General features: G+C 74.8%; 26 protein-coding genes and 1 tRNA gene. 9 read left to right on the top strand and 18 right to left on the bottom strand.

Annotated elements, in window-relative coordinates; genetic code table 11:
* Positions 1-82 precede the first annotated feature (82 nt).
* Genes EBO35_RS03870 through EBO35_RS03855 form a run of 4 tightly spaced genes read left to right on the top strand, consistent with a single transcriptional unit; the run spans position 83 to position 4,126 of the window.
* Complete coding sequence (locus EBO35_RS03870; protein WP_122816555.1) at positions 83-862, top strand: ABC transporter ATP-binding protein; 780 nt, start codon at positions 83-85, stop codon at positions 860-862.
* Entirely contained in the window at positions 859-2,217 is a 1,359-nt protein-coding gene (locus EBO35_RS03865; protein WP_122816554.1) for an ABC transporter permease, read from the top strand. The genes EBO35_RS03870 and EBO35_RS03865 overlap by 4 nt, the downstream gene beginning before the upstream one ends.
* 14 nt (positions 2,218-2,231) lie before the next feature.
* Complete coding sequence (locus EBO35_RS03860) at positions 2,232-3,470, top strand: sensor histidine kinase (protein ID WP_122819263.1); 1,239 nt, start codon at positions 2,232-2,234, stop codon at positions 3,468-3,470.
* A gap of 5 nt (positions 3,471-3,475) precedes the next feature.
* Positions 3,476-4,126, top strand: a complete 651-nt coding sequence (locus EBO35_RS03855; RefSeq protein WP_122819261.1) for a LuxR C-terminal-related transcriptional regulator — start codon at positions 3,476-3,478, stop codon at positions 4,124-4,126.
* Positions 4,127-4,187: 61 nt separating this feature from the next.
* On the opposite strand, the gene EBO35_RS03850 is transcribed toward EBO35_RS03855, so the two are convergent.
* The 17 genes from EBO35_RS03850 to mfd all read right to left on the bottom strand — a co-directional run bounded on the left by EBO35_RS03850 (position 4,188) and on the right by mfd (position 19,198).
* Positions 4,188-5,030 (bottom strand): Bax inhibitor-1/YccA family protein, encoded by an 843-nt coding sequence (locus EBO35_RS03850; RefSeq protein ID WP_122816553.1) that lies wholly within the window; start codon positions 5,028-5,030, stop codon positions 4,188-4,190.
* A gap of 147 nt (positions 5,031-5,177) precedes the next feature.
* Positions 5,178-5,792: an SAM-dependent methyltransferase gene (locus EBO35_RS03845; RefSeq protein ID WP_122816552.1), complete on the bottom strand. Its 615-nt coding sequence runs from the start codon at positions 5,790-5,792 to the stop codon at positions 5,178-5,180.
* A gap of 57 nt (positions 5,793-5,849) precedes the next feature.
* Positions 5,850-7,427: a methyl-accepting chemotaxis protein gene (locus tag EBO35_RS03840; RefSeq protein WP_241153851.1), complete on the bottom strand. Its 1,578-nt coding sequence runs from the start codon at positions 7,425-7,427 to the stop codon at positions 5,850-5,852.
* Between the two features lie 168 nt (positions 7,428-7,595).
* Positions 7,596-7,669: transfer RNA gene (locus tag EBO35_RS03835), tRNA-Leu, on the bottom strand.
* A 53-nt stretch (positions 7,670-7,722) separates the two neighbouring features.
* Positions 7,723-8,295 carry a peptide deformylase gene (gene def, locus EBO35_RS03830; RefSeq protein ID WP_241153850.1) on the bottom strand — a complete coding sequence of 191 codons (573 nt, stop codon included), beginning with the start codon at positions 8,293-8,295 and terminating at the stop codon, positions 7,723-7,725.
* Positions 8,292-8,819 carry a glycine cleavage system protein R gene (locus EBO35_RS03825; RefSeq protein ID WP_206422654.1) on the bottom strand — a complete coding sequence of 176 codons (528 nt, stop codon included), beginning with the start codon at positions 8,817-8,819 and terminating at the stop codon, positions 8,292-8,294. The genes def and EBO35_RS03825 overlap by 4 nt, the downstream gene beginning before the upstream one ends.
* Positions 8,816-9,670 (bottom strand): uracil-DNA glycosylase, encoded by an 855-nt coding sequence (locus tag EBO35_RS03820; protein ID WP_122819253.1) that lies wholly within the window; start codon positions 9,668-9,670, stop codon positions 8,816-8,818. Before EBO35_RS03820 ends, EBO35_RS03825 begins: the two co-directional genes overlap by 4 nt.
* A complete protein-coding gene (locus tag EBO35_RS03815; protein ID WP_206422847.1) occupies positions 9,667-10,014 on the bottom strand; it encodes a hypothetical protein in 348 nt (115 codons plus the stop codon). The genes EBO35_RS03820 and EBO35_RS03815 overlap by 4 nt, the downstream gene beginning before the upstream one ends.
* Before the next feature lie 68 nt (positions 10,015-10,082).
* A complete protein-coding gene (locus EBO35_RS03810) occupies positions 10,083-10,361 on the bottom strand; it encodes a DUF3618 domain-containing protein (protein WP_206422653.1) in 279 nt (92 codons plus the stop codon).
* Positions 10,358-10,762: a phage holin family protein gene (locus EBO35_RS03805; protein WP_122816551.1), complete on the bottom strand. Its 405-nt coding sequence runs from the start codon at positions 10,760-10,762 to the stop codon at positions 10,358-10,360. Before EBO35_RS03805 ends, EBO35_RS03810 begins: the two co-directional genes overlap by 4 nt.
* Before the next feature lie 61 nt (positions 10,763-10,823).
* Entirely contained in the window at positions 10,824-11,735 is a 912-nt protein-coding gene (locus EBO35_RS03800) for a Ppx/GppA phosphatase family protein (protein ID WP_122816550.1), read from the bottom strand.
* Positions 11,732-12,241 (bottom strand): DUF501 domain-containing protein, encoded by a 510-nt coding sequence (locus EBO35_RS03795; protein ID WP_206422846.1) that lies wholly within the window; start codon positions 12,239-12,241, stop codon positions 11,732-11,734. The genes EBO35_RS03800 and EBO35_RS03795 overlap by 4 nt, the downstream gene beginning before the upstream one ends.
* A complete protein-coding gene (locus EBO35_RS03790) occupies positions 12,238-12,843 on the bottom strand; it encodes an FtsB family cell division protein (RefSeq protein WP_122816548.1) in 606 nt (201 codons plus the stop codon). Before EBO35_RS03790 ends, EBO35_RS03795 begins: the two co-directional genes overlap by 4 nt.
* A 16-nt stretch (positions 12,844-12,859) precedes the next feature.
* On the bottom strand, positions 12,860-14,137 hold the full coding sequence (gene eno / locus EBO35_RS03785) for a phosphopyruvate hydratase (RefSeq protein ID WP_122816547.1): 1,278 nt from the start codon (positions 14,135-14,137) through the stop codon (positions 12,860-12,862).
* 135 nt (positions 14,138-14,272) lie between these two features.
* On the bottom strand, positions 14,273-14,893 hold the full coding sequence (locus EBO35_RS03780; protein WP_122816546.1) for a MazG family protein: 621 nt from the start codon (positions 14,891-14,893) through the stop codon (positions 14,273-14,275).
* A 10-nt stretch (positions 14,894-14,903) separates the two neighbouring features.
* A complete protein-coding gene (locus EBO35_RS03775) occupies positions 14,904-15,617 on the bottom strand; it encodes a hypothetical protein (RefSeq protein ID WP_122816545.1) in 714 nt (237 codons plus the stop codon).
* An 8-nt stretch (positions 15,618-15,625) separates the two neighbouring features.
* Positions 15,626-19,198 (bottom strand): transcription-repair coupling factor, encoded by a 3,573-nt coding sequence (gene mfd / locus EBO35_RS03770; protein WP_122816544.1) that lies wholly within the window; start codon positions 19,196-19,198, stop codon positions 15,626-15,628.
* A gap of 425 nt (positions 19,199-19,623) precedes the next feature.
* Here mfd and EBO35_RS03765 point away from each other — a divergent pair, with 425 nt between their 5' ends.
* The 5 genes from EBO35_RS03765 to EBO35_RS03745 all read left to right on the top strand — a co-directional run bounded on the left by EBO35_RS03765 (position 19,624) and on the right by EBO35_RS03745 (position 24,803).
* On the top strand, positions 19,624-21,096 hold the full coding sequence (locus tag EBO35_RS03765; protein ID WP_164477796.1) for a sensor histidine kinase: 1,473 nt from the start codon (positions 19,624-19,626) through the stop codon (positions 21,094-21,096).
* Entirely contained in the window at positions 21,093-21,791 is a 699-nt protein-coding gene (locus tag EBO35_RS03760; RefSeq protein WP_241153849.1) for a helix-turn-helix transcriptional regulator, read from the top strand. Before EBO35_RS03765 ends, EBO35_RS03760 begins: the two co-directional genes overlap by 4 nt.
* A 78-nt stretch (positions 21,792-21,869) precedes the next feature.
* Positions 21,870-22,490: a hypothetical protein gene (locus EBO35_RS03755; protein ID WP_164477724.1), complete on the top strand. Its 621-nt coding sequence runs from the start codon at positions 21,870-21,872 to the stop codon at positions 22,488-22,490.
* Positions 22,491-22,494: 4 nt separating this feature from the next.
* Positions 22,495-23,793, top strand: a complete 1,299-nt coding sequence (locus tag EBO35_RS03750) for an MFS transporter (RefSeq protein ID WP_122816541.1) — start codon at positions 22,495-22,497, stop codon at positions 23,791-23,793.
* On the top strand, positions 23,790-24,803 hold the full coding sequence (locus EBO35_RS03745; RefSeq protein ID WP_122816540.1) for a TolB-like translocation protein: 1,014 nt from the start codon (positions 23,790-23,792) through the stop codon (positions 24,801-24,803). The genes EBO35_RS03750 and EBO35_RS03745 overlap by 4 nt, the downstream gene beginning before the upstream one ends.
* Positions 24,804-24,808: 5 nt before the next feature.
* Here EBO35_RS03745 and EBO35_RS03740 read toward each other — a convergent pair whose 3' ends face one another.
* Positions 24,809-26,140 (bottom strand): UDP-glucose dehydrogenase family protein, encoded by a 1,332-nt coding sequence (locus tag EBO35_RS03740; RefSeq protein ID WP_122816539.1) that lies wholly within the window; start codon positions 26,138-26,140, stop codon positions 24,809-24,811.
* Between the last annotated feature and the right edge of the window lie 6 nt (positions 26,141-26,146).

The following is a 26,146-nucleotide window of genomic DNA, read 5'->3' as shown; positions in this document are numbered from 1 at the left end:
CGGATCCGGGTGTGCGCACCATCGAGCGTCGCGCCGCACGCTCCTAGCGTCGAGATCACCGACGATCTCACCTGGAGCAGCCATGGAACTCTCGACCCGCCCAGCCCTCGCGGTCCGGGGCCTGACCCGCACGTACGGCGAGGGCGCCGCGGCCGTCCACGCCCTGGCCGGCGTGGACCTGGCCTTCGCGCCCGGCTCGTTCACCGCCCTGATGGGCCCTTCGGGGTCGGGCAAGACCACCTTCCTCAGCTGCGCCGCCGGGCTGGAGCGCCCGGACGCCGGGAGCGTGGAGGTCGAGGGCGTCGACGTGACCGCGTGGACCGAGGCCCGCCGCACCCGGCTGCGGCGCGACCGGATCGGCTTCGTCTTCCAGTCCTTCCACCTGATGCCCTACCTCACCGCCGCGCAGAACGTCGCACTGCCGGTGCGGCTGGCCGGCCGGCGACCCGCCCGGGGCCGGGTGGGCTCGCTGCTCGACCGGATGGGACTGGGCGAGCGGGCCGAGCACCTGCCGGCCCAGCTCTCGGGCGGCCAGCAGCAGCGGGTGGCCATCGCCCGCGCGCTGGTCACCGACCCGGCGGTGGTGCTCGCCGACGAGCCCACCGGGGCGCTGGACTCGGCGAGCGCCGCGGGGGTGCTGGCCCTGATGCGCTCCTGCGTCGAGGACCTGGGCCAGACGGTGGTGATGGTGACCCACGACCCGGTCGCCGCGGCGTACGCCGACCGCGCGGTCTTCCTGGTCGACGGCCGGGCCGCCGGGCACCTGGACTCCCCGACCGCCGCCGCCGTGGCCGGCCGGCTGGCGAACCTCGACGACCTCCTCGCCGGCACCCGGTCCGCGCGAGCGGGGGCCAGGTCATGATCGGCCTCGCCGCCCGGTCGGTCCGGCACCGCGGCACGTCGTTCGCCGCGACCTTCGTGACCCTGCTGCTCGGCACGGCGCTGATGGGCTCCTTCGCCACCCTCGCCGAGACCGCCGGCGGGCCCGTCTCGGCCGCCGACGCCGAGACCCTGCGGATCATGGGCCTCGTCGTCGGCGGGTGGGGGACGCTCATCGTGCTCTTCGCGGCCGCCTCGACCCTCGGCATCACCGTGCGCCAGCGCGAGCTCGAGCTGGCCGCGCTGCGCATCGTCGGGGCCACGCCCCGCCAGGCCCGACGACTGGTGCGCCTGGAGACCCTCGCGGTCGCCACGCTCGCCTCGCTGGGCGGTGCCCTGCTGGCGGCCGGGGGCGGCCGGGTGCTGCTCGCGCTGCTGCGCGAGGGCGGCCTGGTCGCCGACGACGTCGCCTTCGCCGGCGGTCCTGCCTCGCTGGCCGTGACGGCCGCCGTGGTGCTGGCCACCGGCCTCGGCGCCGCCACCGTGGCCGGCCGCCGGGCCACCCGCGGACCGGCCCGCGGCGTGCTCACCGAGGCCGCGACCGACGGCGGCCGGATCCGCCGGTGGCAGGTGCTGCTCGCGGTCGTCCTGATCGGCTACGGCCTCGCGATGGCAGTGGTGACGATGACTGTCACCGCCGACGCCGAGGACCCGTACGCCGCGATGCAGACCTCCGGCTCGAACGCGATCCTGGTCTCGGTCGGCCTCGCCCTGCTGGCCCCGGTCCTGCTGCGCCGGATCGCGCTCCTGGGGCGCCCGGTGCTGCGGCGCTGCGGCGTCGCGGGCCAGCTCGCGGCGTTCCAGACCACCCGTCGCGCCCACCAGCTCGCCGGCGTCCTCGGCCCGGTGGTCGTGCTCAGCGGCGCCGCGACCGGCATCCTGATGCTGGTCGGCATCGACGACCGCACCATCCGTGCGGCCGGGACCCCGCCCGACGACGCCGACGCGATCAACCTGCTCAACAACGTGGTGATGGGCATGATCGTGGTCTTCGCCGCCATCCTCGTGGTCACCTCGTTCGCGGCCGCCGTCGCGCACCGTCGTGGCGAGCTGCACCGGCTCTGGCTCCTCGGGGCGACCCGGCGGCAGGTCCGATCCTCGGTGCTCGCCGAGTCCGCGGTCGTCGCGGTCACCGGGGTGGTGCTCGGATCCCTGGCCTCGCTGGCGACGATCGTGCCGTTCGCCGTGGCCCGCGACGAGGGCCTGGTGCCCGACGGCCAGCTGTGGCTGCCGCCGCTGGTGGCCGTGGGCACGGTGCTGCTCACGCTCGCCTCCGCCCGCTCCGCCGTACGTCGCGCGGACCCCGTCGGGACGGTGCGCGCGGGGGCGCTGCGATGACAGACTCGGTGACGATGCCGACGCTGCTCGCACCCGTTCGCTCCGTGCGGCCCTCCCCGGTGGACACGGCGGGGCTGGTCGAGCGGCTGCGGCTGACGCTGGTGTCGGCGGGTCAGTTCCTCCTGTTCGTGCCGGCGGTGGTGCTCTTCGTGCTCACCGTCGTGGCCGTCCCGACCGGCGGGATGGCTGTCGGGTTCGTGCTGGCCGCCGTCGCCGTCCCGGCCACCGAGCTGCTCACCGGCGGGCACCGCCGGCTGGCCGGCGGCCTGCTCGGGGTCGAGGTGCCGTCGGCGTACGCCGACACCACCGGCCGCGGCTTCCTCGGCCGACCGCTGGTCTGGCTGCGCGACCCGCACCGGTGGCGCGACGTCGCGTTCCTGGCCTGGTCGGCGACCGGTGGCGCCGTCCTGTCCGGCCTGCCGCCGCTGCTGCTGCTGGCCCCGCTCGTGCACCTCGGCGGGCTCCTGCTCGACCCGGGCCTGACCTGGGCTCTGCTGCTCGCGGGCGCGCTGGTCTGCCCGCTCGTGTGGTGGCTGGTCACCCCCGCACTGCTCCGGGCGCGCGCCGTGGCCGACCGGGGCATCCTCGGGCACACCCGGGTCGCGGCGCTCGAGCGCCGGGTCGAGCAGGTCGAGGAGAGCCGGACGGAGTCCCTGGACCACTCCGCCGCCGAGGTCCGGCGCATCGAGCGGGACCTGCACGACGGCGCCCAGGCCCGGATCGCGGCGGTCGGCATGAACGTCGGGCTCGCCGAGAAGCTGCTCGCCACCGACCCCGAGGCGGCGGCCGCGCTGCTGCGCGAGGTGCGCGAGACCACGGTCTCGGCGCTGGAGGACCTGCGCTCGGTCGTCCGCGGCATCCACCCGCCGGTCCTCGCCGACCGGGGCCTCGCGGGCGCGGTCGAGGCGCTGGCGCTCGCCCTGCCCGTCCCGGTCACGCTGCGGCTCGACGTCCCCGAGGAGCTGCCCGCCCCCGTAGAGTCCGCGGCGTACTTCGCGCTCGCCGAGTGCCTCGCCAACGTCGCCAAGCACGCCGCGGCGGGCCGGGCCTGGGTCACCGCCCGCCAGCACGACGGCGTGCTGCGCCTGGTGGTCGGCGACGACGGCCGCGGCGGGGCGGACCCGGAGGGCTCCGGGCTGCGCGGGATCGCTCGACGGCTGGGCGCGTTCGACGGCACGCTGGTCGTCGACAGCCCGCCCGGCGGGCCCACCGTCGTGACGCTGGAGGTGCCGTGCCGGGCGGAGCCGACCTGACCCTCCTGCGGGTCGTCCTCGGGGAGGACCAGGCGCTGCTGCGGGTCGGCCTGACCCGGATCCTCGAGGCCAGCGGCTGCGCGGTGCTCGAGGCCGCCGAGGACGCCGCGTCCCTGGAGCGGGCCCTGGCCCGCCCGGACGCCGACCTCGGCCTGGTCGACGTCCGGATGCCCCCGTCGTACACGAACGAGGGCCTGCTCGCGGCGATCGCCGCCCGCCGGGCCCGGCCGTCCTTCCCGGTCCTGGTGCTCAGTCAGTACGTCGAGCCGCTCTACGCCCGCGACCTGCTCGCCGACGGGGCGGGCGGCGTGGGCTACCTGCTCAAGGACCGGGTCGCGGAGGTGGACGGGTTCGTCGCCGCGCTGCGCCGGGTGGCCGCGGGGGGGACGGTGCTGGACCCCGAGGTCGTGGCCGGCCTCGTCGGCGGCGCCGGCCGCGAGCACCCGGTCACCCGACTGACGCCGCGCGAGCGGGAGGTCCTGACGCTGATGGCCGAGGGCCGCTCGAACGCAGCGATCGCCGGGCGCCTGCAGGTCTCCGAGAAGGCGGTCGGCAAGCACAGCAGCGCGATCTTCACCAAGCTCGACCTGCCGCAGGACACCGACGACAACCGCCGGGTGCTGGCCGTGCTCGCCTGGCTCGAGGGCGGCGGGTAGGGCGGGCCGGACGCGCCGAGGGCCCCGGGAGCAGTGCTCCCGGGGCCCTCGTGACGTGCGGTCAGTCCTGGTTGAAGATCGCCAGGATGCGCAGCAGGTTGGTGTAGATCCAGACCAGGCTCACGGTCATCGCGAACGCCGCGCGCCACGACTCGCGCTCGGGGATCCGGTTGGCCACGCCCTGCTCGACGAAGTCGAAGTCCATGATCAGCATGAACACACCGAGCACCAGGCCGGCGACCGCGAACAGCAGGCCCATGGCGCCGAAGCCGAACAGGCCGAACTCGCTGCCGAACATGCCGAGCACGAGCTCGAGCACGCTGAGGGCGACCATGCCGAAGACCGCGGCGGTGACGAAGGTGCGGAACTTGTTCCCGACCTTGATGTTGAGGACCTTGTACGCCGCGAGCGTGCCGGCGAAGGCCGCGAACGTGCCGATGACGGCCTGGGTGACGATGCCGTCGCCGAACTGGGCGTCGAAGAGCTTGCTCAGGCCACCGAGTGCGACACCCTCGAGCGCGCAGAACGCCAGCACCAGCGCGGGGCTGATGTTGCGCTTGAACGAGTTGACCATCGACAGCACGAACGCGCCGAGGCTGCCGATCGTGACGGCCCCGATGAGCGGGCCGATGTCGACGTTGGCGTCGTCGAGGTTCGGGGTGAGCATCCAGGTGAGCGCCGCGAAGACGATCACGACACCCAGCGAGATGCCGGTCTTCTGGACGACGGAGTCGATGGTCATCGGCCCGCCGGTGGCGACCGGGGTGCGGCCGAACTCCTGCTCCTGGCCGGCGGCACCGGTGCCCCAGGTGGACGGGTCGGCGTAGGTCTGGGTGCCGTAGGCGTTCGCGCCGGGGCGGTTGAACTCCTCCGACCGGCGGAACACCGGGTTGTTGCTCTGCATGGTCTCTCCTTGGAGGCCGAGGATGGCCGTCGCCCTGACGGCCACAGCTGAGGTCAGCGATGAGGCCAGCCTAGTGACCTCACCGCCTTCAACGCCCGGAGCATCCCCAGCGTTCCCGGTCTCGAATCCCGGACCTGGGCGCCGGTCTCAGCGACGGACGGCCAGCACCACCGTGTCGCTGACCGAGATGGTCTCCCCGTCCTTGACGACCTCGCGCGGGAACCGGCCGGCGACCCGCACGTCCCAGTCCGCGGGGTCGAGCAGCGCGGTGACCTTCTCCGGTCCGAAGAGCAGGTGCGACAGCTCGGGGTTCCGGAGCCCGGTGGCGGCGTCGGCCGGGTGGTGGGCACCGACCAGCAGCGCGCCGCCGGGCAGGACGGCGTCCGCCAGCGCGCCGTACACAGCTGTGAAGTGCTCGTCGGGGACGTGCAGGAACTGGGCGCTGACCAGGTCCACGCGCGGGAGCTCCGGGTCGGCGAGCAGGTCCACCCGGGCGAAGGTGCACCGCTCGGCGACCCCGGCCTCCTCGGCGTGCCGGGCGGCCTTGTCCAGCGCCACGCGGGAGATGTCGATGCCGGTCACCTGCCACCCCGCGCGGGCCAGCCAGACGGCGTCGGCGCCCTCGCCGCAGCCGACGTCGAGCGCCGTTCCCGGTGCCAGCCCGGTGGCGTGCTCGACCAGCCGGGGGTTGGGGTTCCCGGACCAGATGTGGTGGGCGGCGGCGTACCGCTCGTCCCAGAACTCGGCGCTCCAGTGGCTCATGCAGGCCACCGTGCCACTTCAGGTCGACCTGAGGTCAACTGGAGCCGACCGGCCGACTCACGCCGACGTCGTGAACCGGCTCACCTCGGCCCGCAGCTTCCCGGCCATGCCGGCGAGCTCGGCGACCGCGGCCTGGGACTGGCTCATCGCCTCGGTCGTCGACACCGCCGCCTGCGAGACACCCGCAATGTTCGCCGCAATCTCATGACCCCCCGTCGCCGCCTCCGCCACATTGCGCGACATCTCGTTCGTCGTCGCCGTCTGCTCCTCCACCGCCGACGCAATCGTCAACTGATAGTCATTGATCGAGGCGATGATCCCCGCAATCTCCCCGATCGCCGCCACCGCACCACCCGAATCCGACTGAATAGCCTCCACCCGCCGCGCAATATCCCCCGTCGCCCGCGCCGTCTCCTGCGCCAGCTCCTTCACCTCGTTCGCCACCACCGCGAACCCCTTCCCAGCCTCACCAGCCCGCGCCGCCTCGATCGTCGCGTTCAACGCCAACAAATTCGTCTGCTCCGCAATCGAGGTGATCACCTTCACCACATTCCCGATCTCCACCGACGACTCCCCCAACCGCGACACCGTCACATTCGTCGACTCCACCGACGCCACCGCCAACGACGCCACCCGCGCCGCCTCATTCGCCGAATGCGCAATCTCCCGAATAGACGCACCCATCTGCTCCGCACCCGCCGCCACCGTCGACACATTCCGCGAGACCTCACCAGCAGCCCCCGCCACCACCCCCGCCTGCACCGACGTCTCCTCCGCACCCGCAGCAATCTGCTGCGTCCCCACCGACAACTCCTCAGCAGCACCCGCCACCGCCTCCGCCGACTCCCCCACCGACGCCACGATCCGCGCCACCGAGTCGATCGACTTGTTGAACGCGACCTCGAGGTCGCCGACGCAGCCGGTCGAGCGCTCGGGCAGCCGGTGCGTCAGGTCGCCGCCGGCGAACTGCTGCAGCGCGGCGATGGCGGCCTTGAGCGGGCGCACCAGGCTGCGGGTGATCGCGAAGGACAGCGCGGCCAGGAGCACCGACCCGACCAGGCCGGTCACGAGCACCAGGGTCCGCATGCCCGCGCTCGCGTCCAGGACCTCCTGGCTGTCGACGTCGGTGGCCACCGCCATGTCCTCGCCCGCGACGCCGAGAACCTCGTGCACGGCCCGGTTGCGCTCCAGCACCTCGGCCACGGCGGCGCCCTCGGAGCGCCCGCCGCGCCTGTTCCCGGCGTCACCCACGACGGCGTCCAGGCCGGCGACGTACTCGTCGAAGGCGGCCTCGACCCGCGCGACCTCCGCGAGGTCCCGCTCGCCGAGGCCGAGCCCGCGCAGCTCGGCCACCAGGTCCTGGACCCGACCGGCGTCCTCGGCGAGCGCCGCCTCCAGCTCGGGGGTCGCGGCGGAGGCGGCCGCCAGCAGCGCGGTGGCCTTGAGCTCGCTGGCCCGGGTGTCCAGGGACTGGTAGAGGCCGCGGGCGGCGGCGTGCCGCCCGGCCTGGGCCGCGCCGTCCTCGACGGTGCCGGCCCCCTGCCAGGCCACCATGGCCACGACGGCGGTCGTCAGGATCCCGATGGTGGTGATGCCGGCGAGGCGTCGCCCCACGGTCCAGCGGATCTTCGGCACGGATCTTCTCCCGATGTCGGACCCACCGGGTCCCCGGTCGGGACCGGCGACGGGCGACGTTCCCGAGAGCCGGCGTCGCATCCGGTTGGTGTCTGCTCGCCCATCGGCCCGGGCCGCCGGGACCTGAGCCGCCGATCTCAAGGTTCCCGCAAGATCGGACCCGTCCGGTGCCCCCGCTGGGATTCGAACCCAGACTGTGCCGCTTTTAAGGCGGCTTCCTCTGCCGGTTGGGATACGGGGGCCGCAACCTCGAGCGCCCGAGGCTACAAGGGCTGGGGAGGTCTGCGCGGAAGCCTCAGAGGTAGGTCTTGCGGGCGTGGATCGCGTGCGCGCCGGCGACCCGGTCCAGGAACACGAACCCGTTGCAGTGGTCGATCTCGTGCTGCAGGCAGCGGGCCTCGAAGGCGTTGGCGGTGATCTCGACCTGCTCCCCGGTGCCCGGCAGCGCGCCCCGGACCACGAGCCGGGTCGCCCGCTTCACGTCGCCGGTGAAGTCGGGCACGCTCATGCAGCCCTCCCGCGCTTTCTCGTTGCGGCTGGCCTCGAGCACCTCGGCGTTGCACAGCACGAACGTGCCGTGGTGGTCGCGGGTCTTGGGGTGGGCGGAGACGTCGACGCAGAACACCTGCGCCGAGACCCCGACCTGGGGGGCCGCCAGCCCGACGCACCCGGGGCTGACCCGCATCGTCGCGACCAGGTCGGCCGCGAGCTGCACGGTCTCGGGCGCGGTCGGGTCGACGAGCGGGCCGGGCGTCGAGAGCACCGGCTCGGGCACCCGGACCACCTCCAGGACCCGTCCCTCGACAGCCAGCTCGGCCTCGGTCCAGGCCGCGACGCGTGCGTCGGGCCCGGCAGGTCCAGCGCTCACAGCTCGTCGGCCTCCGCGGGCCGCAGGGTCGCGCCGACGCCGAGCGCGGTGGCCGCCGTCCGGATCGCGGACTCGAGCGCGTCGACGTCCGCGGCGGCGGGCAGGTCGATCTCGGCGAGGAGCAGGTACAGGTCACCGGCCAGGCGGGTCGTCAGGTCGGTGATGTTGCCCCCGACCCGGGCGACCTCCGCGATCACGGCCGAGACGATGCCCGGCCGGTCGCCGCCGTGGACGGTCAGCACCCAGGAGCTGCCGGTCGTCGTCGGGGCGGTCTCCTCGGGGACCTCGCGGACGGTGACGGTCAGCGTGCCGTCGGCGGCCAGCGGGGCCAGGGCCTCCTCGATCGCGGGGCCCGCGGCGGAGCCCGAGCACAGCAGCATCATCGCGAAGTGGCCCCGCAGCAGGGTCATCGTCGAGTCCTCGAGGTTCAGCCCGAGGCCGGAGAGCCGTCCGGTCGCCTCGGCGATGATGCCGGGGCGGTCGTGGCCCAGGACGGTGATGGCGTGCAGGGTCGGGGTGCTCACCCGGCCATTCTCGCAGCGGCCGCCGCGCGGCCGAGCACCCCGTCCAGCATCTCCTCGGTGAGCGTGCCGGTGAAGGTGTTCTGCTGGCTGGGGTGGTAGCTGCCCAGGAGCAGCACGTCCCGACCGGGACCACCGGGACCCGCGGGGGCGCTCAGCAGCGCCTCGGCGCCGTGGCCGAACCGCGGGCGCGGCCGGGGTACGGCGTACCCCCGGGCCGCGAAGGCGCGCAGCGCCGCGTCCCAGCCGAACCTGCCCAGCGCGACAGCCACCCGCAGCCAGGGCTCGACCAGCGCCAGCTCGGCGTCCAGCCAGGGGGCGCAGGTGTCCCGCTCCTGCGGGGTCGGCTTGTTCTGCGGGGGCGCGCAGCGCACGGCGGCCACCATCCGGGTGTCCACCAGCTCCAGGCCGTCCGCGGCGTGCAGCGAGGTGGCCTGCGTGGCCAGCCCGACGCGGTGCAGGCTGGCGACCAGCCAGTCCCCGGAGCGGTCCCCGGTGAAGATCCGGCCGGTCCGGTTGCCGCCGTTGGCAGCCGGGGCCAGCCCGACGATGAGGACCCGCGGCCGGGGAGCGCCCCAGCCGGGGATCGGGCGGCCCCAGTAGGGCTCGGCCGCGAACGAGGCGCGCTTGGTCGCGGCGACATCCTCACGCCAGGCGACCAGCCGGGGGCAGGCCCGGCACACGCTCACCCGGGCGTCGAGCTCGTCGAGCAGCACCCGGCGGGACAGACGCCGCACCCCGGCCGCGGTGGTCGCGACCGGGGTGTCGGCGTCGGCGGGGTCACCGGGCCAGCCGGTGCCCGGGGGCACCGGCGACGGGAACGGGTCGCCGGTGGCCGGATGGGGCAGGGTCAGGGCGCGACCTGGACGGGCGCGTCGCTGTTGGTGCCGCCGACGCCCGTGGTGCCGCCGGCGCCGGTGGTGGGGGTGGAGGTGCCGGCGTCGTCGCTGCTGTTGCCGCGCACCTTGCCGGCGGCGCTCGAGGCGACGTCGCTCGCCTTGTCCTTGGCCACGCCGGCCGCGGCGGTCGCCTGGGCGGCGACGGCGTCCTGGGCCTTGTGGGCGGCGTCCTGGACCTTGGGGTTGCCGGCGACCTTGCGGGCCTGGGTCTTGATCTGCTCGTAGCGCTCGCGTCCGGCGCGCGCGCCGAGCACGTAGCCGGCACCGGCAGCGACCAGCAGGGACAGCTTCTTGACCATTGAGGAACTCCTTCGTGGAGGTTTCGGGTGGATCGGGTGGGTTCGGTAGGGCTTCGGGTGCCGCCGGCTCAGGAGTCGCGGCGGCGGAGGTAGACCAGGCCCCCGAGGGCGAGCAGGGCGACCACGGCCGCACCGAGCAGGTCCGGACGCGGCTTGCCGTCGGCAGTGGTGGCGCGGCCCCGGAGCTCGGCCACCTTGCCCTGGGCGCGGGCCTTCACGTCGAGCTTGGCCTGGAGCTGGTCGACGGTCTCGGCGAGCTGCTCGCGCTGGCGCTCGATGTCCGCCTCGATCGCCTCAGGGCTGCCCGGCTCGGGCGGGGCGTCGGAGGAGCCGTTCTGGGTGCTCACGGGTGCTCTCCCTTGATCGTGGCGACGTCCTCCTTGACACCGGCGATGGCCCGCTCCGGAGCCGCGGGCGTCGCCTGCTGGACCTCCTTCTTGCCGACCAGGGCGGCGACCCCGGCGATGAGGAGGAGCACCCCGGCGACGATCAGGGCCGCGGCCCAGGCCGGCAGCACCAGGTCGAGCGCGAGAACGGCAGCGGTCACCAGCGCGCCGATGCCGTAGAGCGCGACCAGGCCGGCGGCGCCGAAGGCGCCGAGCCCGAGGCCGGCGCGCTTGCCCTTCTCCGTGAGCTCCGCCTGGGCGAGGCGGATCTCGCTGCGGATCAGCTGCGGGACCTGCTCGGTGAGCCGATGGACGACCGCGCCCAGCGGCTCGTCGGTCGGCGTCCCTCCTGGATGGCTCATGGCTGCCCGGTGCCCCGTCCGCAGCGGGGCAAACCGGAGCCGCCGGCTGGCCGGGGCCGGTTCAGCGGCCGGCGACCGACCAGGCGATGCCGTCGAGGATGTCGGCCTCGGAGACGACCAGCTCGGTGACCCGGGTCCGGCGCAGCACCCGGGAGAGGATCAGCGCCCCGGCGTCGATGACGTCGGCGCGGCCCGGGTGCATCCAGGGCAGCGCCAGCCGCTCGTTGACGGTCATCGACACCAGCCGGTCGACCATCGCGTGCACGTCGTCGACCCGGAGCCGGGCCTGGTCGATCGCGTCGCGGTCGTACGCCGTCAGCCCGAGCACCCCGGCGGCGATCGTGATCGTGGTGCCCGCGACGCCGACCACTGTCGCGGCCGCGGCCGGGCACACCGGGCAGGCGTCCAGCTGGGCGTCGATGTCGGCGACGCACGCGTCGACCTCCGCCATCGTCGGCGGGTCCGAGCGCAGGTGCCGCTCGTGCAGCCGCACCGAGCCGATGTCCATGGAGTGGGCGGCCTCGGGGGCCGAGCTGCCCAGGATGAGCTCGGTCGAGCCGCCGCCGATGTCGACGACCAGGACCGGCAGCTCCGGAGGCGTGCGCAGGTGGCGCACGGCGCCGGCGAAGGACAGCGCGGCCTCCTCGCCGCCGGAGAGGACCTCGGGCTCGACACCGAGCCGGGCCCGCACGCCCGCGGCGAAGACGTCGGCGTTCGCCGCGTCGCGGGTGGCCGAGGTCGCGCAGAACCGCACCCGCTCGCTCGGCACGTGGTGCGCGCGCAGGATCGCGGCGTACTCGTCGAGGGCGGCGAAGGCCCGGTCCAGGGCGGCATCGGAGAGGCGGCCGGTCGCGTCGACCCCCTGGCCGAGCCGGACCATCCGCACCTCGCGGACGGCGACCTCCGGCAGCGTGCCGATGAGCAGCTTGATGGTGTTGGTGCCGCAGTCGATGGCGGCGATCGGGGCGCTCACTCGCTGCCGGCACCCACGCACGGGCCCGGCTGCCACCACTCGCCGAGCAGCTCCAGGACCTCGTCGCCGAGCGGGTTCACGCCCGGGCCCATGGCCAGCGACTGGGCGGCGAGCACGTGCAGGCACTTGACCCGGTCGGGCATCCCGCCGGCCGAGATGCCCTCGATCTCGGGCACGCTCTGGCCGGCCTCCCGGCCGACCTCGCCCCGGAAGGCCAGGTAGCGCTCGTGGGCCTGCGCGTAGGCCCGGGCCAGGTCCGGGTCCTCGGCCAGCCGGTCCTGCATCTGCCGCATCACGCCGGTGCCCTCCAGGGTCCCGATCCGGGAGGCGGCCCGCGGGCAGGTCAGGTAGAAGGTGGTGGGGAACGGCGTGCCGTTGGGGAGCCGGGGCTCGGTCGTCACCACGTCGGGGTTCCCGCACGGGCAGCGGTGCCCGACCTCGTGGATCCCCCGCGGCTCGCGGCCCAGCTGCGCGGCGATCGCCGCCTCGTCGGCCGGAGAGGTCACTGGCCCTGGTTCTCCTTCTGGGGGTTGCCCTTCGGGTCCGTGGACCCGTCGATCGTGGTGGAGGGGACTGTGTTGTCGCGCGGCGGATCGCCCGCGGCGAGCACCGAGCCCCACGCGTCGGTCCACCATGCCTCGGGCTCCTTGCGGTCGACCTCGGTGGGGTCGCTGAGCGTGGCCTGGCTCTCGATCGGGTTGCCGTCCTCGTCGAGGGCGACGTAGGGGACCTCGCCCGGCATCACGTAGCCGAGCCGGTCGCGCGCCTCCTGCTCGACGTACGCCGGGTCGGACCAGCGCCGCTTCTCCCGCTCCAGCTCCTCGATGCTGGCCTGGCGCTCGGCGATCGTCGACTGCAGGTCGTCGAGGTGCTCGCGCTGCTCCAGGAACGCCCGCATCGAGGAGGCGTAGGAGACCGCGAGGACCACCAGGACCAGGACCAGGACGCCCGCCCGCCCGGTCAGCCGGGGCCGGCGGGCCCGGGGCTCGGCCGCCGCGGGCCGCGACGGGACCGGCCGGGCGCCGCGCGCCGCGCCGGCGCCGCGGCCCGGGCCCGCGGGTCCCCGGGCGGCGGCGCCACGACGCGGCGTACGACGGTTCTCCGGCACTGTCAGCCGAGCCCGGTCAGCCCTGGTAGCGCGGGAACGCGGCCGCGCCGGCGTAGCGGGCGGCGTCGCCGAGCACGTCCTCGATGCGCAGCAGCTGGTTGTACTTCGCCACCCGCTCGGACCGGGCCGGGGCGCCGGTCTTGATCTGGCCGCAGTTCGTCGCGACGGCGAGGTCGGCGATCGTGGTGTCCTCGGTCTCGCCGGAGCGGTGGCTCATCATGCAGCGGTAGCCGTTGCGGTGGGCCAGCTCGACGGAGTCGAGGGTCTCGGTCAGCGACCCGATCTGGTTGACCTTCACCAGCAGGGCGTTGGCCTGGCCGCCGCTGATGCCGCGCTGGAGGCGCTCGACGTTGGTGACGAACAGGTCGTCGCCGACCAGCTGGGTGCGGCTGCCGAGCTGGTCGGTGATCGCCTTCCAGCCGTCCCAGTCGTCCTCGTCCAGCGGGTCCTCGATCGAGACGATCGGGTAGGCCGAGACCAGCTCGGCGTAGTAGGCGGTCATCTCCTCGGCCGACTTCGAGCCGCCCTCGAAGGCGTAGGCGCCCTGGTCGAAGAACTCGCTCGCGGCGACGTCGAGGGCCAGCGCGATGTCGCGGCCCAGGGTGAGCCCGGTGGCGGAGACGGCCTCGGCGATCAGGTCCAGCGCGGCCCGGTTGGACTCCAGGTTCGGCGCGAAGCCGCCTTCGTCGCCCAGGCCGGTGGCCAGGCCCTTCTTCTTCAGCACCGACTTCAGCGCGTGGTAGACCTCCGCGCCCTGGCGCAGCGCCTCGCGGAACGTCGGGGCGCCGATCGGCGCGATCATGAACTCCTGGATGTCGACGTTGGAGTCGGCGTGCGACCCGCCGTTGAGGATGTTCATCATCGGGACCGGCAGCAGGTGCGCGTTCGGGCCGCCGACGTAGCGGAACAGCGGCAGCTCGGCGGAGTCCGCGGCGGCGCGGGCCACAGCCAGCGAGACGCCGAGGATCGCGTTGGCGCCCAGCTCGGCCTTGTTGGGGGTGCCGTCGAGCTCCAGCATCGTCTGGTCCAGCAGGCGCTGGTCGTCGGCGTCGAGGCCCTCGACCGCGGGGCCGATCCGGTCGACGACGCCGGCGACGGCCTTCAGCACGCCCTTGCCGGCGTAGCGGTCGCCGCCGTCGCGGAGCTCGACGGCCTCGAAGGCGCCGGTGGAGGCGCCGCTGGGCACGAGCGCGCGGCCGAAGCAGCCGTCGTCGAGGTGGACCTCGACCTCGACTGTCGGGTTGCCCCGGGAGTCGAGGATCTCGCGGGCGTGGACGGCTTCGATGGATGCCAAGGGACCTGCTCCTGAACGGGACGGCGGACGATCGACGTGCGAGCCAGCCTAGACCGCGGCGGGCCCGCATCCGGGGAGCACCCGCGCGGATGGACCCGCGGCGCCGGCCGGCACCGCCGGGCCATGCAACCGGGGTCAGGAAGTCAGCCGGCGGACCGTGTCCCGCAGCGCCTGCTCGGCGTCGACCCCGGCGGCGTGCGCCTCGGCGACGAGGGCGAGCAGCCGCTCGCCGATGTCGCCGTCCGGGTCCGGGGTGACGGGTGCGCCGGCCCGCTCGAGACGGTCGAGCATCTTGTCGGCGTACAGCAGCGCCGGCAGCGTGGGCGGGATCCCCTCGTCGAGGGTGGCGCGGGGCCGCTCCCGGGCCTTGATCTCCTGCCAGGCGTCGTTGACGGCGGCCGCGTCCCCGGCGGCCGGGGCCTCCTCCCCCGGCGCCGCGAAGACGTGCGGGTTGCGGCGGACCAGCTTCTCGGTGATCCCGCGGGCCACGTCGTCGAGGTCGAACGCGCCGGCCTCCTCGGCGATGGCGGCGTGGAAGTACACCTGGAGCAGCAGGTCGCCGAGCTCCTCGCGCAGGTGGTCGGCGTCGCCGGTCTCGGCGAGCTCGTCGATCGCCTCGAGGGTCTCGTGGGTCTCCTCGAGCAGGTAGCGGGCCAGCGAGCGGTGGGTCTGGGCGGCCTTCCAGGGACACTCCGCCCGCAGCCGGCGCATCACCGTGCGCAGCTCAGGCAGCTCAGGCCCGTCAGGCTGAGTCATCGGCGGGCTCTCAGGACTGGCAGCGCTGGTCCGCCGGGAGGTCGGCCGTCGCTGCCGCGGCCTCCCCCGCGTTCTCGGGTGCCGCGGCGCGGCGCGCCCAGTCGCTGGCCGGCACCGAGAGCTCGTCGCGCGCCGCCTCGACGGCGTCCTCGCCGAGCGTGAGCTGCTCGAACGCCGGGCTGGACTCCAGGCCGTTCTCCTCGGCCCAGGCACGACCGAGCTCGTAGCCCCGGGCCCGGGCCGCCTCCTGGTCGGTGCCGGCGCCGAGGTCCTGCTCGCCGATCGCCACCAGGACCAGGTCGAGGTGCCCGTCGCCGACGAAGGCCGGCAGCGCGGCCTCGAGCTGGTCCGGCTCGGCGTTCGGGTACGCCGCGCGCACCGACTCCGTGCCGGCCTCGAGCTCGACGGAGACGTCGACGTCGTACTCCTCGGCGAGCTGGTCGGCCATCAGGTCCAGGGCCAGCCCGCGCTGGACGGCGGTGCGCAGCACGCCCAGCGGGTAGTCGGCCGGCTGCTGGGCCACCTGCGGGGCGGTGACGAGCACCGCGCACAGCTCGTCGGTGCGCTCGTCAACGTCGGCGAGGCTGACGGTCCGGTCCCCGACGACCGCGGCCGCTCCCGGGTGCAGCTCGACCCCCGCCGCCCCGCAGCCGGCGAGGGCGGCCACGCCGACGGCGCAGGCGAGCAGGGAGGTCAGCGGGCGTCGGGTCGGACGCTGGGTCACGGGGGCTCCTAGGCGGGGGTCTTCGCGGCGGCGTGCTCCGGGTCGAGCACGGTGTCGATCACCGTGCGGGCCCATTGAAGCAGGGCGACGCCGTCGATCGGGCGACCTCCGACCACCGCAGTCTGCGGCCGGGGCACCAGCACGGTGTCGATCTGGGACTTCACGATCGACTTCGGGTAGACCCGCATCAGCCGGACGACTCGGGACTCCGGCAGCGACACCGGGGCGAACCGCACGTTCTTGCCCGCGATCGTGACCTCCCCGATCCCGGCCTGGCGGGCGCGGGCCCGGAACCTCGCGACCAGCAGCAGCGAGGTGACCACCTGCGGCGGCTCGCCGTACCGGTCCAGCAGCTCCTCGTGGATCGCGTCGACGTCCTCGTCGCTGCGCACCTCCGCGAGCCGCTTGTAGATCTCCAGGCGCAGCCGCTCGCTGGGGATGTAGTCGTGCGGCAGGTGCGCGTCGACGGGCAGCTCGATGCGGACCTCGTTGAGCTCGGGCTCCGCGTCGCCCTTGAACTCGGTGACGGCCTCGCCGACGAGCCGGACGTAGAGGTCGAAGCCGACGTCGGCGATGTGCCCGGACTGCTCACCGCCCAACAGGTTGCCGGCGCCGCGGATCTCCAGGTCCTTCATCGCGATCGCCATGCCGCCACCGAGGTCGGAGTGCTGGGCCAGCGTCGCCAGCCGCTCGTGCGCGGTCTCGGTCAGCGGCTTCTCGGCCGGGTAGAGGAAGTAGGCGTAGGCCCGCTCGCGGGAGCGGCCCACCCGGCCCCGCAGCTGGTGCAGCTGGGAGAGGCCGAGGGTGTCGGCGCGCTCGATGATCATCGTGTTGGCGTTGGAGACGTCGAGGCCGGACTCGACCAGCGTGGTGCAGACCAGGACGTCGAAGCGCTTCTCCCAGAAGTCCAGCATCACCTGCTCGAGCTGCTTCTCCCCCATCTGGCCGTGCGCGGTGGCGATCCGGGCCTCCGGCACCAGCTCCTTGAGCCGGGCGGCGGCCTTCTCGATCGAGTTCACCCGGTTGTGGATGTAGAAGACCTGGCCGTCGCGGAGCAGCTCGCGGCGGATCGCGGCCACGACCTGCCGGTCCTCGTAGGCGCCGACGTAGGTCAGCACCGGGTGCCGCTCCTCCGGCGGGGTGGTGATCGTCGACATCTCCCGGATGCCGGTGATCGCCATCTCCAGGGTCCGCGGGATCGGCGTCGCGGACATCGACAGCACGTCGACCGAGGTCCGCATCCGCTTCATCAGCTCCTTGTGCTCGACCCCGAAGCGCTGCTCCTCGTCGACGATGATCAGGCCGAGGTCCTTGAACCGGATGTCGGGGTTCAGCAGCCGGTGGGTGCCGACGACGATGTCGACCGACCCCTCGGCGAGCCCGGCCACGACCTCCTTGGCCTCCTTGTCGCTCTGGAAGCGGGACAGCGCCTTGAGCACGACCGGGAAGTTGCTCATCCGCTCGGCGAACGTGGACAGGTGCTGGGTGACCAGCAGCGTCGTCGGCACCAGCACCGCGACCTGCTTGCCGTCCTGGACGGCCTTGAACGCCGCCCGCACCGCGATCTCGGTCTTGCCGTAGCCCACGTCGCCGCAGACCAGCCGGTCCATCGGCACGGTCTGGCGCATGTCGGACTTGACCTCGTCGACAGTGGTCAGCTGGTCGGCGGTCTCGGTGAACGGGAAGGCGTCCTCCATCTCGCGCTGCCAGGGGGTGTCCGGGCCGAAGGCGTAGCCCTTGGTGGCCTGGCGGGCGGCGTAGAGCTTGATCAGCTCGGCGGCGATCTCGCGCACCGCCTTGCGGGCGCGGCTCTTGCGCTTGGCCCAGTCCCCGCCGCCGAGCCGGTCCAGGCTCGGCTGCTCGCCGCCGACGTAGCGGGTCACCTGGTCCAGCGCGTCGGCCGGGACGTAGAGCCGGTCCGCGGGGGCGCCGCGCTTGGAGGCGCCGTACTCGAGGACGAGGTACTCGCGCACCGCGCCGCCGGCCTCGCGCTGCTTCATCTCCACGAACCGGCCCACGCCGTGCTGCTCGTGGACGACGTAGTCGCCGGCCTTGAGCTCCAGCGGGTCGATCTGCTTCTTGCGCCGGGCCGGCATCTTGCGCATGTCCCGGGTCGAGGAGCGCTGGCCGGAGATGTCCTCGCCGGTCAGCAGCGCGAGCTTGGAGCCCTCGTCGACGAACCCGTGCACCAGACCGCCGCAGACGACGGTGACCTGGCCCAGGGCGAGGTCGTCGGCGCTGTCGAGGGAGCCCGCCAGCCGGGCCGGGACCTCGCGCTCGGTGAGCACCTCGACAGTGCGCTGCGCCGGGCCGTGGCCCGGGTGCATGACGACTGTCCGGTAGCCCTCGGAGCGCCAGCGGTCCAGGTCGGCCGTGGCCTTCGCGGTGTCGCCGCGGTACGCCTCCGCGGGATGCATCGGCACGGTCCGGCTCGGGACGCCGGCGTCGGCAGCGGTCCCCGGGGCGGGCGCGCCGTCGTCGTCGATGCCGAACGGGCTGATCGTCCACCACGGGAGGTCGCGGGCCAGTGCGTGCTCGCGGACGTCGGCCAGCGTGCGGTACGACGCGGCACCCAGGTCGATGGGGGCGGTGCCCCCGCTGGCCGCCGCCGCCCAGCTCGCCCCGAGGAACTCCTCGCTGGTCGCGACCAGGTCGTGAGCCCGGCCGCGGGCGCGCTCGGGGTCCAGCACCAGCACGTGGGAGCGCGCCGGCATCAGGTCGACCAGCAGCTCCATCTCGTCGACGAGCACCGGGGCCAGCGACTCCATGCCCTCCGCGGCGATGCCGGCCGCGATCTTGTCGGTGATCTCGAGCAGCTGCGGGTGGGCGCGGCCGAGGGCGGCCGCGCGGGCGCGGACCTCGTCGGTGAGCAGCAGCTCCCGGCACGGCGGCGCCCACAGCCGCTCGGCGGGCTCGAGGGTGCGCTGGTCGGCGACCGAGAACGACCGGATCTGCTCGACCTCGTCGCCCCAGAACTCCACCCGCAGCGGGTGCTCCTCGGTCGGCGGGAAGACGTCGACGATGCCGCCGCGGACCGCGAACTCCCCGCGCCGCTCCACCAGGTCCACGCGGGAGTACGCCGCGTCCGCGAGCCGGCGGACGACGTCCTCCAGCGACGCGGACTGACCGGGCACGAGCTCCACCGGCGCCAGCTCGCCGAGGCCCTTGACCTGCGGCTGCAGGACCGAGCGGACCGGGGCGACGACGACCTGGAGCGGCCCGTTGGTGGCGTCCTGGCCGGGGTGGCACAGCCGGCGCAGCACGGCGAGCCGGCGTCCGACCGTGTCGCTGCGCGGGCTGAGCCGCTCGTGCGGCAGCGTCTCCCAGCTCGGGTAGTAGGCCACGGTGGCCGGGTCGATCAGGCAGCCCAGCGCCTCGACCAGGTCCTCGGCCTCGCGGGAGGTGGCGGTGACCGCGAGGACCGTGCGGCCCTCGCGGACCAGGCCGGCGATCGCGAACGGCCGCAGCCCCGGGGGCCCGGTGAGGTCCAGGGAGCGCAGCGCGCCACCGCGGGCGTCGGTCATCGCCTGACCGAGGACGGGATCGGCAAGGACGGCGTCGACCAGGCCGGTGAGGCTCACGGGACTCCTCGGAGAGAACAGCACGAACACCCCCGGCCGACGAGACGACGGGGGTGGAAAACGGACGCGTCCAGTCTACGGGGGGTACGGGAAGCGAGCGCGGGGCGGAACTTCTCCAGATTGGGTGATGCCGCGGCGGCGTCCGCAGGGCCATGCTGGGCGCGCGCCGGGACGGGGTCGGGACCGCGCCGGCAGGCGCGCGCCGTGACCGACTACTCAAAATCCGGTATAGCCACCCGAACGGCTGTGCGCCCCTGCGACCCGAGCCTACGTTGCCAAGTGCCGGGGCCTCGGGGCCGCCGGCACCGGCGGCACTCGGGTCCGCCGGTCGAGGACACGGTCCGTGCGACGGCCTGGGGGGGACGCCGACGGGATGGGTGGGTCGTCCGCCGCGTGCGGGCGACCCCGGACGGGGCGGGGACAAGATGAGCTACGAGCGTTATCCGACCGACGCATGGAGCTGGCGCGGCACCCTGATCGTGGTGCTCACCTCGTGGTTCGCCCCCTTGGCAGTGACCGCGTGGCTGGCGCCGTCGACCAGGACCTGGGTCGGGCTCACCATGGTCTCCCAGGCCACGGTGTCGGCCAGCCTGCTGCTGGCCGCGGTGGTCACCTACTTCCACTACCGGCTCAGTGGCACCGCACCGCTCGGCTGGCTGAGCGCGAGCCTGGCCCTGATCGCCACCCAGAGCATCGCGCTCACCGGGCTGCGCGCCGACCAGCCCGGCGCCCTCGCCGAGGGCACCGCGTGGATGCTGGTCACCGACCTGCTCCTGGTGCTCGCGGCCCTGGCCCTCGTGCCGGTCGCCGGTCGCACCGAGGTCCGGGTCGACCCGCTGGCCGCGGGCCTCCTGACCGGCCTGGGCGTCACCGGCCTGCACCTGCTCCTGGTCACGCACGCGCCGCGGATCGACCCGGCGGGCGTGCCGGTCGCCCTGGTCGCCTCGGCCCTGGGCGCTGCCGGCCTCGGGGTCGCGGTGCTGGGCTCCCGGATCACCGCGCTGCCGCCCTGGATGACCAGGCGGCTCTCGGTCGCGATCGGGCTGGCGACCCTGAACCGGATCCAGACCTGCCTGCCCTCGGAGAACGCGGTCGCCTCCGCGCTGATGACCGTCACCGGCGTCGTCGCCGCGGTCCTGCTCGTGAGCACGGCGGTCGCCGCGCTGCGCTGGGCGATCAGCGAGCACGGCCGCCGGTTCCTCCGGCTGGGCGAGCGGGTCGCGCAGATGGAGGCCCTCGAGCGCGACAGCCGGGCCCGGATGCACGAGGTCACCAACACCATCGCGGGGATCGCCTCGGCCTCGACGCTGATCCACCGCGGGCCGGACCTGCCGGTCGTGCACCGGCACCGGCTGGAGGAGATGGTCGAGCACGAGACCGCCCGGCTGGCCCGGCTGCTCGCCGGCAAGGGCGGGGGGAACGTCGTGCACCCGGTCGGCTCCGCCGGCGCAGCGCAGGCACCCGCCGAGGTCGTCGACCTCGACCGGCTGCTCGAGCCGCTGGTGGTCGCCCAGGAGGTGGTCGGCAACCCGGTGCGCTGGGAGCCGGCCGGCCTGTGCGCCCTCGGGCGCCCCGACGAGGTGGCGGAGGCCGTCAGCATCCTGCTCGACAACGCCCGCAAGCACGGCGGAGGGTCCAGCACCTGCCTGGAGACCCGGCGGGTCGGCGCCGCTGTCGAGGTGGTCGTCGCCGACTCCGGGCCCGGCATCCATCCCGAGGTCGCCGCGCGCCTGTTCGACTGGGCCCAGCGGGGCCCGCGCTCGCACGGCCAGGGCATCGGCCTGCACCGGGCCAGGCGGCTGCTCGCGGCGTCCGGGTCGAGGCTGCGGCTCGAGCGGACCGCGCACGGCACGACGTTCGTGATCACGCTGCCCGTCGCCGACCGGGTGGCGTCGTGACCCGCGTCGGTCCGGCCGGGACCAAGACGGTGCTGATCGAGGACCACACGCTGTTCGCGGAGTCCCTGGAGATCGCGATGACGATGGAGGGCTACGACGTGCGCCGCCTCCCGATCCCCGAGGCAGCCGCGTCCGCACCCGCCCTGCTCGCGACCGTGGCCCGGATCCGGCCCCGGATCGTGCTGCTCGACCTCGACCTCGGCGCCCTCGGCGACGGCGTCCCGCTCATCAACCCGCTGGCGCGGATGGGGGCGAACGTCGTGGTCGTCACCGCGTCGATGGATCGGGCCCGCTGGGGCGAGTGCGTGCGCTACGGAGCCCGCAAGGCGATGTCGAAGACCCAGCCGCTCAACGAGATCCTGGCCACCGTGCGCCGGATCAACCGCGGGCTGTCGGTGATGGACGCCGCCGAGCGCGAGGAGCTGCTGCGGCTGTGGGCCGAGCACCGCCAGGAGCTCCAGGAGCACCGGCAGCGCCTGGACGCGCTCACCACCCGGGAGCGGGAGGTGCTCGGCCACCTGATGGCCGGGCGCGCGGTCCGCGACATCGCACGGATCAGCGTCGTCTCCGAGGCCACCGTGCGGACCCAGGTCAAGTCCATCCTGGCCAAGCTCGAGGTCAGCTCCCAGCTGGCGGCGGTCGGCATGGCCTTCCACGCCCAGTGGCAGCCGCCCAGCACCCCTCGGGTGTCCTGAGTGCTCGCAGGCGGGAGCCGGGAGGACCGCCACCGCCGGCGCGGCGGCGCGGCGCTCCCGGCTCTCGCTGCGCGCGCTGTGCTCGCTGTGCTGCTCGCCCTGCTGCTCGGGCTGCTGCTCGCCGGGACCGACGACCCGAGCGGGGACCGGGCCGCTCGAGACCGGTCGGACCGCGACGGCCCGGCGGCGACCGGGTCCCCCTCCCCGGCCCCGGGCACCGGCCCGCTCCCGCGGCCGCCGGCCGGCTCCCCGCCCCCCGGCGGCGTGGAGGTGCCGAGCGCGGACGCCGCCGCGCCGGCCGCGGCCGGCGGCGGGCCGGAGACGGTGCCGCAGCCCGTGCGCAGGCCGCTGGTCGCCCTTCCCCTCCCCGGGCCACGCAGCGCCCAGGGACGGCTGGTGGCCGGCTTCCCGGGCGCGTCGCTGCCGCTCCCGCCGGGCTCCCGGGTGGTCCGCAGCAGCGTCGCGCCCCAGGCCCCGCTCCTGCAGGTCACGCTCGAGGCGGAGGGCGTCGGCTCCGCCGCCGACGTGCTGGGCCACTACGCGGCGGTGCTGACCGGGCTCGCCTTCGAGGAGCGCCTCGGCACCCCCACGGGCACCGCCGAGTTCCACCGGGGCCGCGAGTCGGTGCTGGTGCAGGCGGGCGGCGGACGGGGCCGGACGACGTACCTGCTCGTCGCGGTCCTGCGCGCCCGGGGATGAGGCCGTGTACCTCTCCCTGCGCGACCGGCCGCCCACGCCTGCCCCACCGGCCGACCCGCAGGCCGCGCCCCGGGTTCCCCGGGTCCCCCGTGTCCCCCGTGTGGTGGTCACGCTCGGCTTCGTCAGCCTGCTGACCGACATCTCCTCGGAGTCCGCCGCCGCCATCCTGCCGCTCTACCTGACAGCGGTGGTGGGGCTCTCGCCGGCGGCGTACGGCGTGGTCGACGGCCTCTACCAGGGTGTCTCGGCGCTGGTGCGGATCCTTGCCGGCTGGGCCTCGGACCGCACCCAGCGGCCCAAGGAGGTGGCGCTGCTCGGATACGCCGGCTCGGCGGCGGCCCGGGCGTTCCTGCCGTTCGCCACCGGCCTGGCCGCCGTGTCGGCGGTCGTGACGGCCGACCGGATCGGGAAGGGCGTGCGGACCGCGCCGCGGGACGCGATGATCGCCGCCGGGACCGATCCGGCGCACCTCGGTCGGGCCTTCGGGGTGCACCGCATGCTCGACGCCGTCGGGGCGCTGCTCGGGCCGCTGATCGCGTTCGCCGTGCTGTGGGCGATCCCCGAGGGCTACCGCACGGTGCTGGTGGTCTCGCTCGGCTTCGCCGTGCTCGGGGTGGCGCTGCTCGCGCTGTTCGTGCCCGGCTCGACCGGCGCTCGTCCCCCGGGCCAGCCGGGGAGTCCGACCGAGCCCCGGCCGCCCCGGCCCACCCGGCCAACCCGGCCAACCCGGGGAGTCCTGGCCGCGCCGGGCCTGCTGCGCCTGAGCGCGACGGCCGGCGGGCTGGGGCTGCTGACGATCGGCGACGGCTTCGTCTACCTGGTGCTCCTGGACGCGGGTGGCTTCGCCGCGCACTGGTTCCCGGTGCTCTACGTCGGCACCGGCACGGCGTACCTGCTGCTCGCGGTGCCGTTCGGCCGGCTCGCCGACCGGCACGGCCGGGTCCGGGTGATGGTGCTGGGGCACCTGGCCCTGGCCGCGGCGTACCTGTGCGCGACGGCGGTCGCCGGCCGCTGGGTCGCCCTCGGCACCCTGGCCGCCGTACTGCTGCTCGGCACGTTCTACGCCGCCACCGACGGGGTGCTGGCGGCGGCCGTCGGCCGGCTGGCGCCGCCCTCGGCCCGGGCCAGCGGGATCGCGGTGGCCCAGACCGCTGTCGCCGTCGCGCGGCTGCTGTCCGCGGCCGGCTTCGGCGTCCTGTGGCTGCTCCTCGGCCCGGGCGCCGCGGTGTCCGGGATGGCGGCGCTGCTGGTGCTCGCGGTGCCGGTGGCCCTGCTCGCCGTGCGCGGCCTGGACCGGTCGTGAGCACCCGGGCCCGGATCGCCTGCTTCGTGGTGCTGACAGCTGTCGTGCTCACCGGGACCACCGTCTACGCCCTCCAGGAGCTGGACCGGTCCCGCACCCGGGAGCGGGCGGCGCCGAGCGTGCCCGGCACCGACCTCGCGGCCCCGGGTCCCGTGATCGCCTTCCGCCACACCGGCGCGGACCGGGAGCACGGCGTGGTGGCGACGGTCCCGCTCGCCGACCCGGACGGCCCCCGGGCCTACACCGACGTCGTCTGCGACCGGGTGGACGCCTCCCCCACCGGAGCCTCCTGCCTGACCACCGAGCGCGGCGTGGTGACCCGGTACCGGGCCCGGGACCTCGACCGCGACTGGCGCCAGGTGCACGCCGCCGCGCTGCCCGGCCCGCCCAGCCGCACCCGGCGCTCGCCGGACGGCTCCCTGGTCGCGACGACCTCATTCGTCACCGGGCACTCCTACCTCGCGCAGGGGTTCTCCACGGCCACCGTGGTCCGGTCCACCGACGGCACCCGGAACTGGGGCAACCTCGAGGGGTTCCGACTGCGCATCGACGGCGAGCAGGCCGCCCCCCGCGACCGCAACCTGTGGGGGGTCACCTTCGCCGCCGACGACCGGACGTTCTACGTCACGCTCGCCACCGGCGGCCGGACCTACCTGGCCCGCGGCGACCTGGACGCCCGGACGCTCAGCACGGTCGCCGTGGACGTGGAGTGCCCCGCGCTGTCCCCGGACGGCGCCCGGATCGCGTTCAAGCACGCCACCGGGAGCGGCTCGTCGCGGCGCTGGACCCCGGCCGTGCTGGACCTGGCCACCGGCCGGCGCACCGTGCTCGCGGGCGAGGAGCGCCACGTCGACGACCAGCTGGCCTGGCTCGACGGCGACACAGTCCTCTACGGGCTGCCCCGCGCCGACGAGGCGGGGGTCAGCGACGTGTGGTCCCTCGACGTCGACCCGGCGGCCGAGCCGCGGCTGCTCATCGAGCAGGCCTGGTCCCCCGCCGTGGTGCGGTGAGCGGCTCAGGACTCGGCGGCGAGGGCCGGGCGGCCCAGCGCGCGGTAGGACCATCCGGCGGCGCGCCAGCGCGCCGGGTCGACGGCGTTGCGGCCGTCCAGCAGGCGACGGTGGCGCACCACCCGGCCGAGCGCGCGCGGGTCGATCCCGACGTACTCCGGCCACTCGGTCAGCAGCAGCACCAGGTCCGCGTCGGCCGCGGCCTCCTCGGGTCCGGCGGCGAACTTCAGGTCCGGCCGGCTGCGCCGCGCGTTCTCCACGGCCTGGGGGTCGGTGACCACGACCTCGCCGCCCTCCAGCAAGAGCTGCGCCGCCACGCTAAGTGCCGGGGAGTCCCGCACGTCGTCGCTGTGCGGCTTGAACGCCGCCCCCAGCACCGCGATCCGGCGTCCGGCGACCGAGCCGCCACACTCCTCGCGGGCCAGGTCGGCCATCCGGACCCGGCGCCGCAGGTTGATCGAGTCGACCTCGCGCAGGAACGTCAGCGCCTGGACGGCGCCCACCTCGCCGGCCCGGGCCATGAACGCGCGGATGTCCTTGGGCAGGCAGCCGCCGCCGAAGCCGAGGCCGGCGCTGAGGAACTGGCGCCCGATCCGGGCGTCGCGGCCGATCGCGTCGGCGAGGTCGGTGACGTCCCCGCCGGTCGCCTCGCACATCTCGGCCATCGCGTTGATGAACGAGATCTTGGTGGCCAGGAACGCGTTCGCGGCGACCTTGACCAGCTGGGCGGTGGTCAGGTCGGTCTCCACCACCGGGGTGCCGCGGTCCAGCGCCGCGGCGTACACCTCGTGGAGCAGAGCCCGGGCATGGTCGCGCGTCCCGTCGTCGGCGAGCCCGAGGACCAGGCGGTCCGGCTCCAGGGTGTCGCGCACGGCGTGGCCCTCGCGCAGGAACTCCGGGTTCCACGCCAGCGTGGCCCCCGGGCAGCCGGCGACCACCTGCTCGTGCAGCCGCTCGGCGGTGCCGACCGGGACCGTGGACTTGCCGACGACCACGTCGCCGGGTCGCAGGTGCGGAAGCAGCGCGGCGACAGCGGCGTCGACGAAGCGCAGGTCCGCGGCGTGCTCGCCGGGCCGCTGCGGGGTGCCCACGCACAGGAAGTGCAGCGCGCAGCCGGCCGCCTCGGCCGGGTCGGTGGTGAACCGCAGCCGTCCCGTGGCGCGGGCCTCGGCGAGCAGCTCGGGCAGCTGCGGCTCGTAGAACGGCGCCCGGCCGCGGTCCAGCTGCTCGACCCGGTCCGGATCCAGGTCCACGCCGACGACGTCGTGCCCGAGGGCGGCGAGGCCGGCGGCGTGGACGCCGCCCAGGTAGCCGCAGCCGATCACCGAGACGCGCATCGCCAG

The organism is Nocardioides pantholopis, from assembly GCF_003710085.1.
Lineage (GTDB): Bacteria > Actinomycetota > Actinomycetes > Propionibacteriales > Nocardioidaceae > Nocardioides > Nocardioides pantholopis.
Note: the sequence above shows the minus strand (reverse complement) of the source record. Positions and strands in the feature narration are given on the sequence as shown.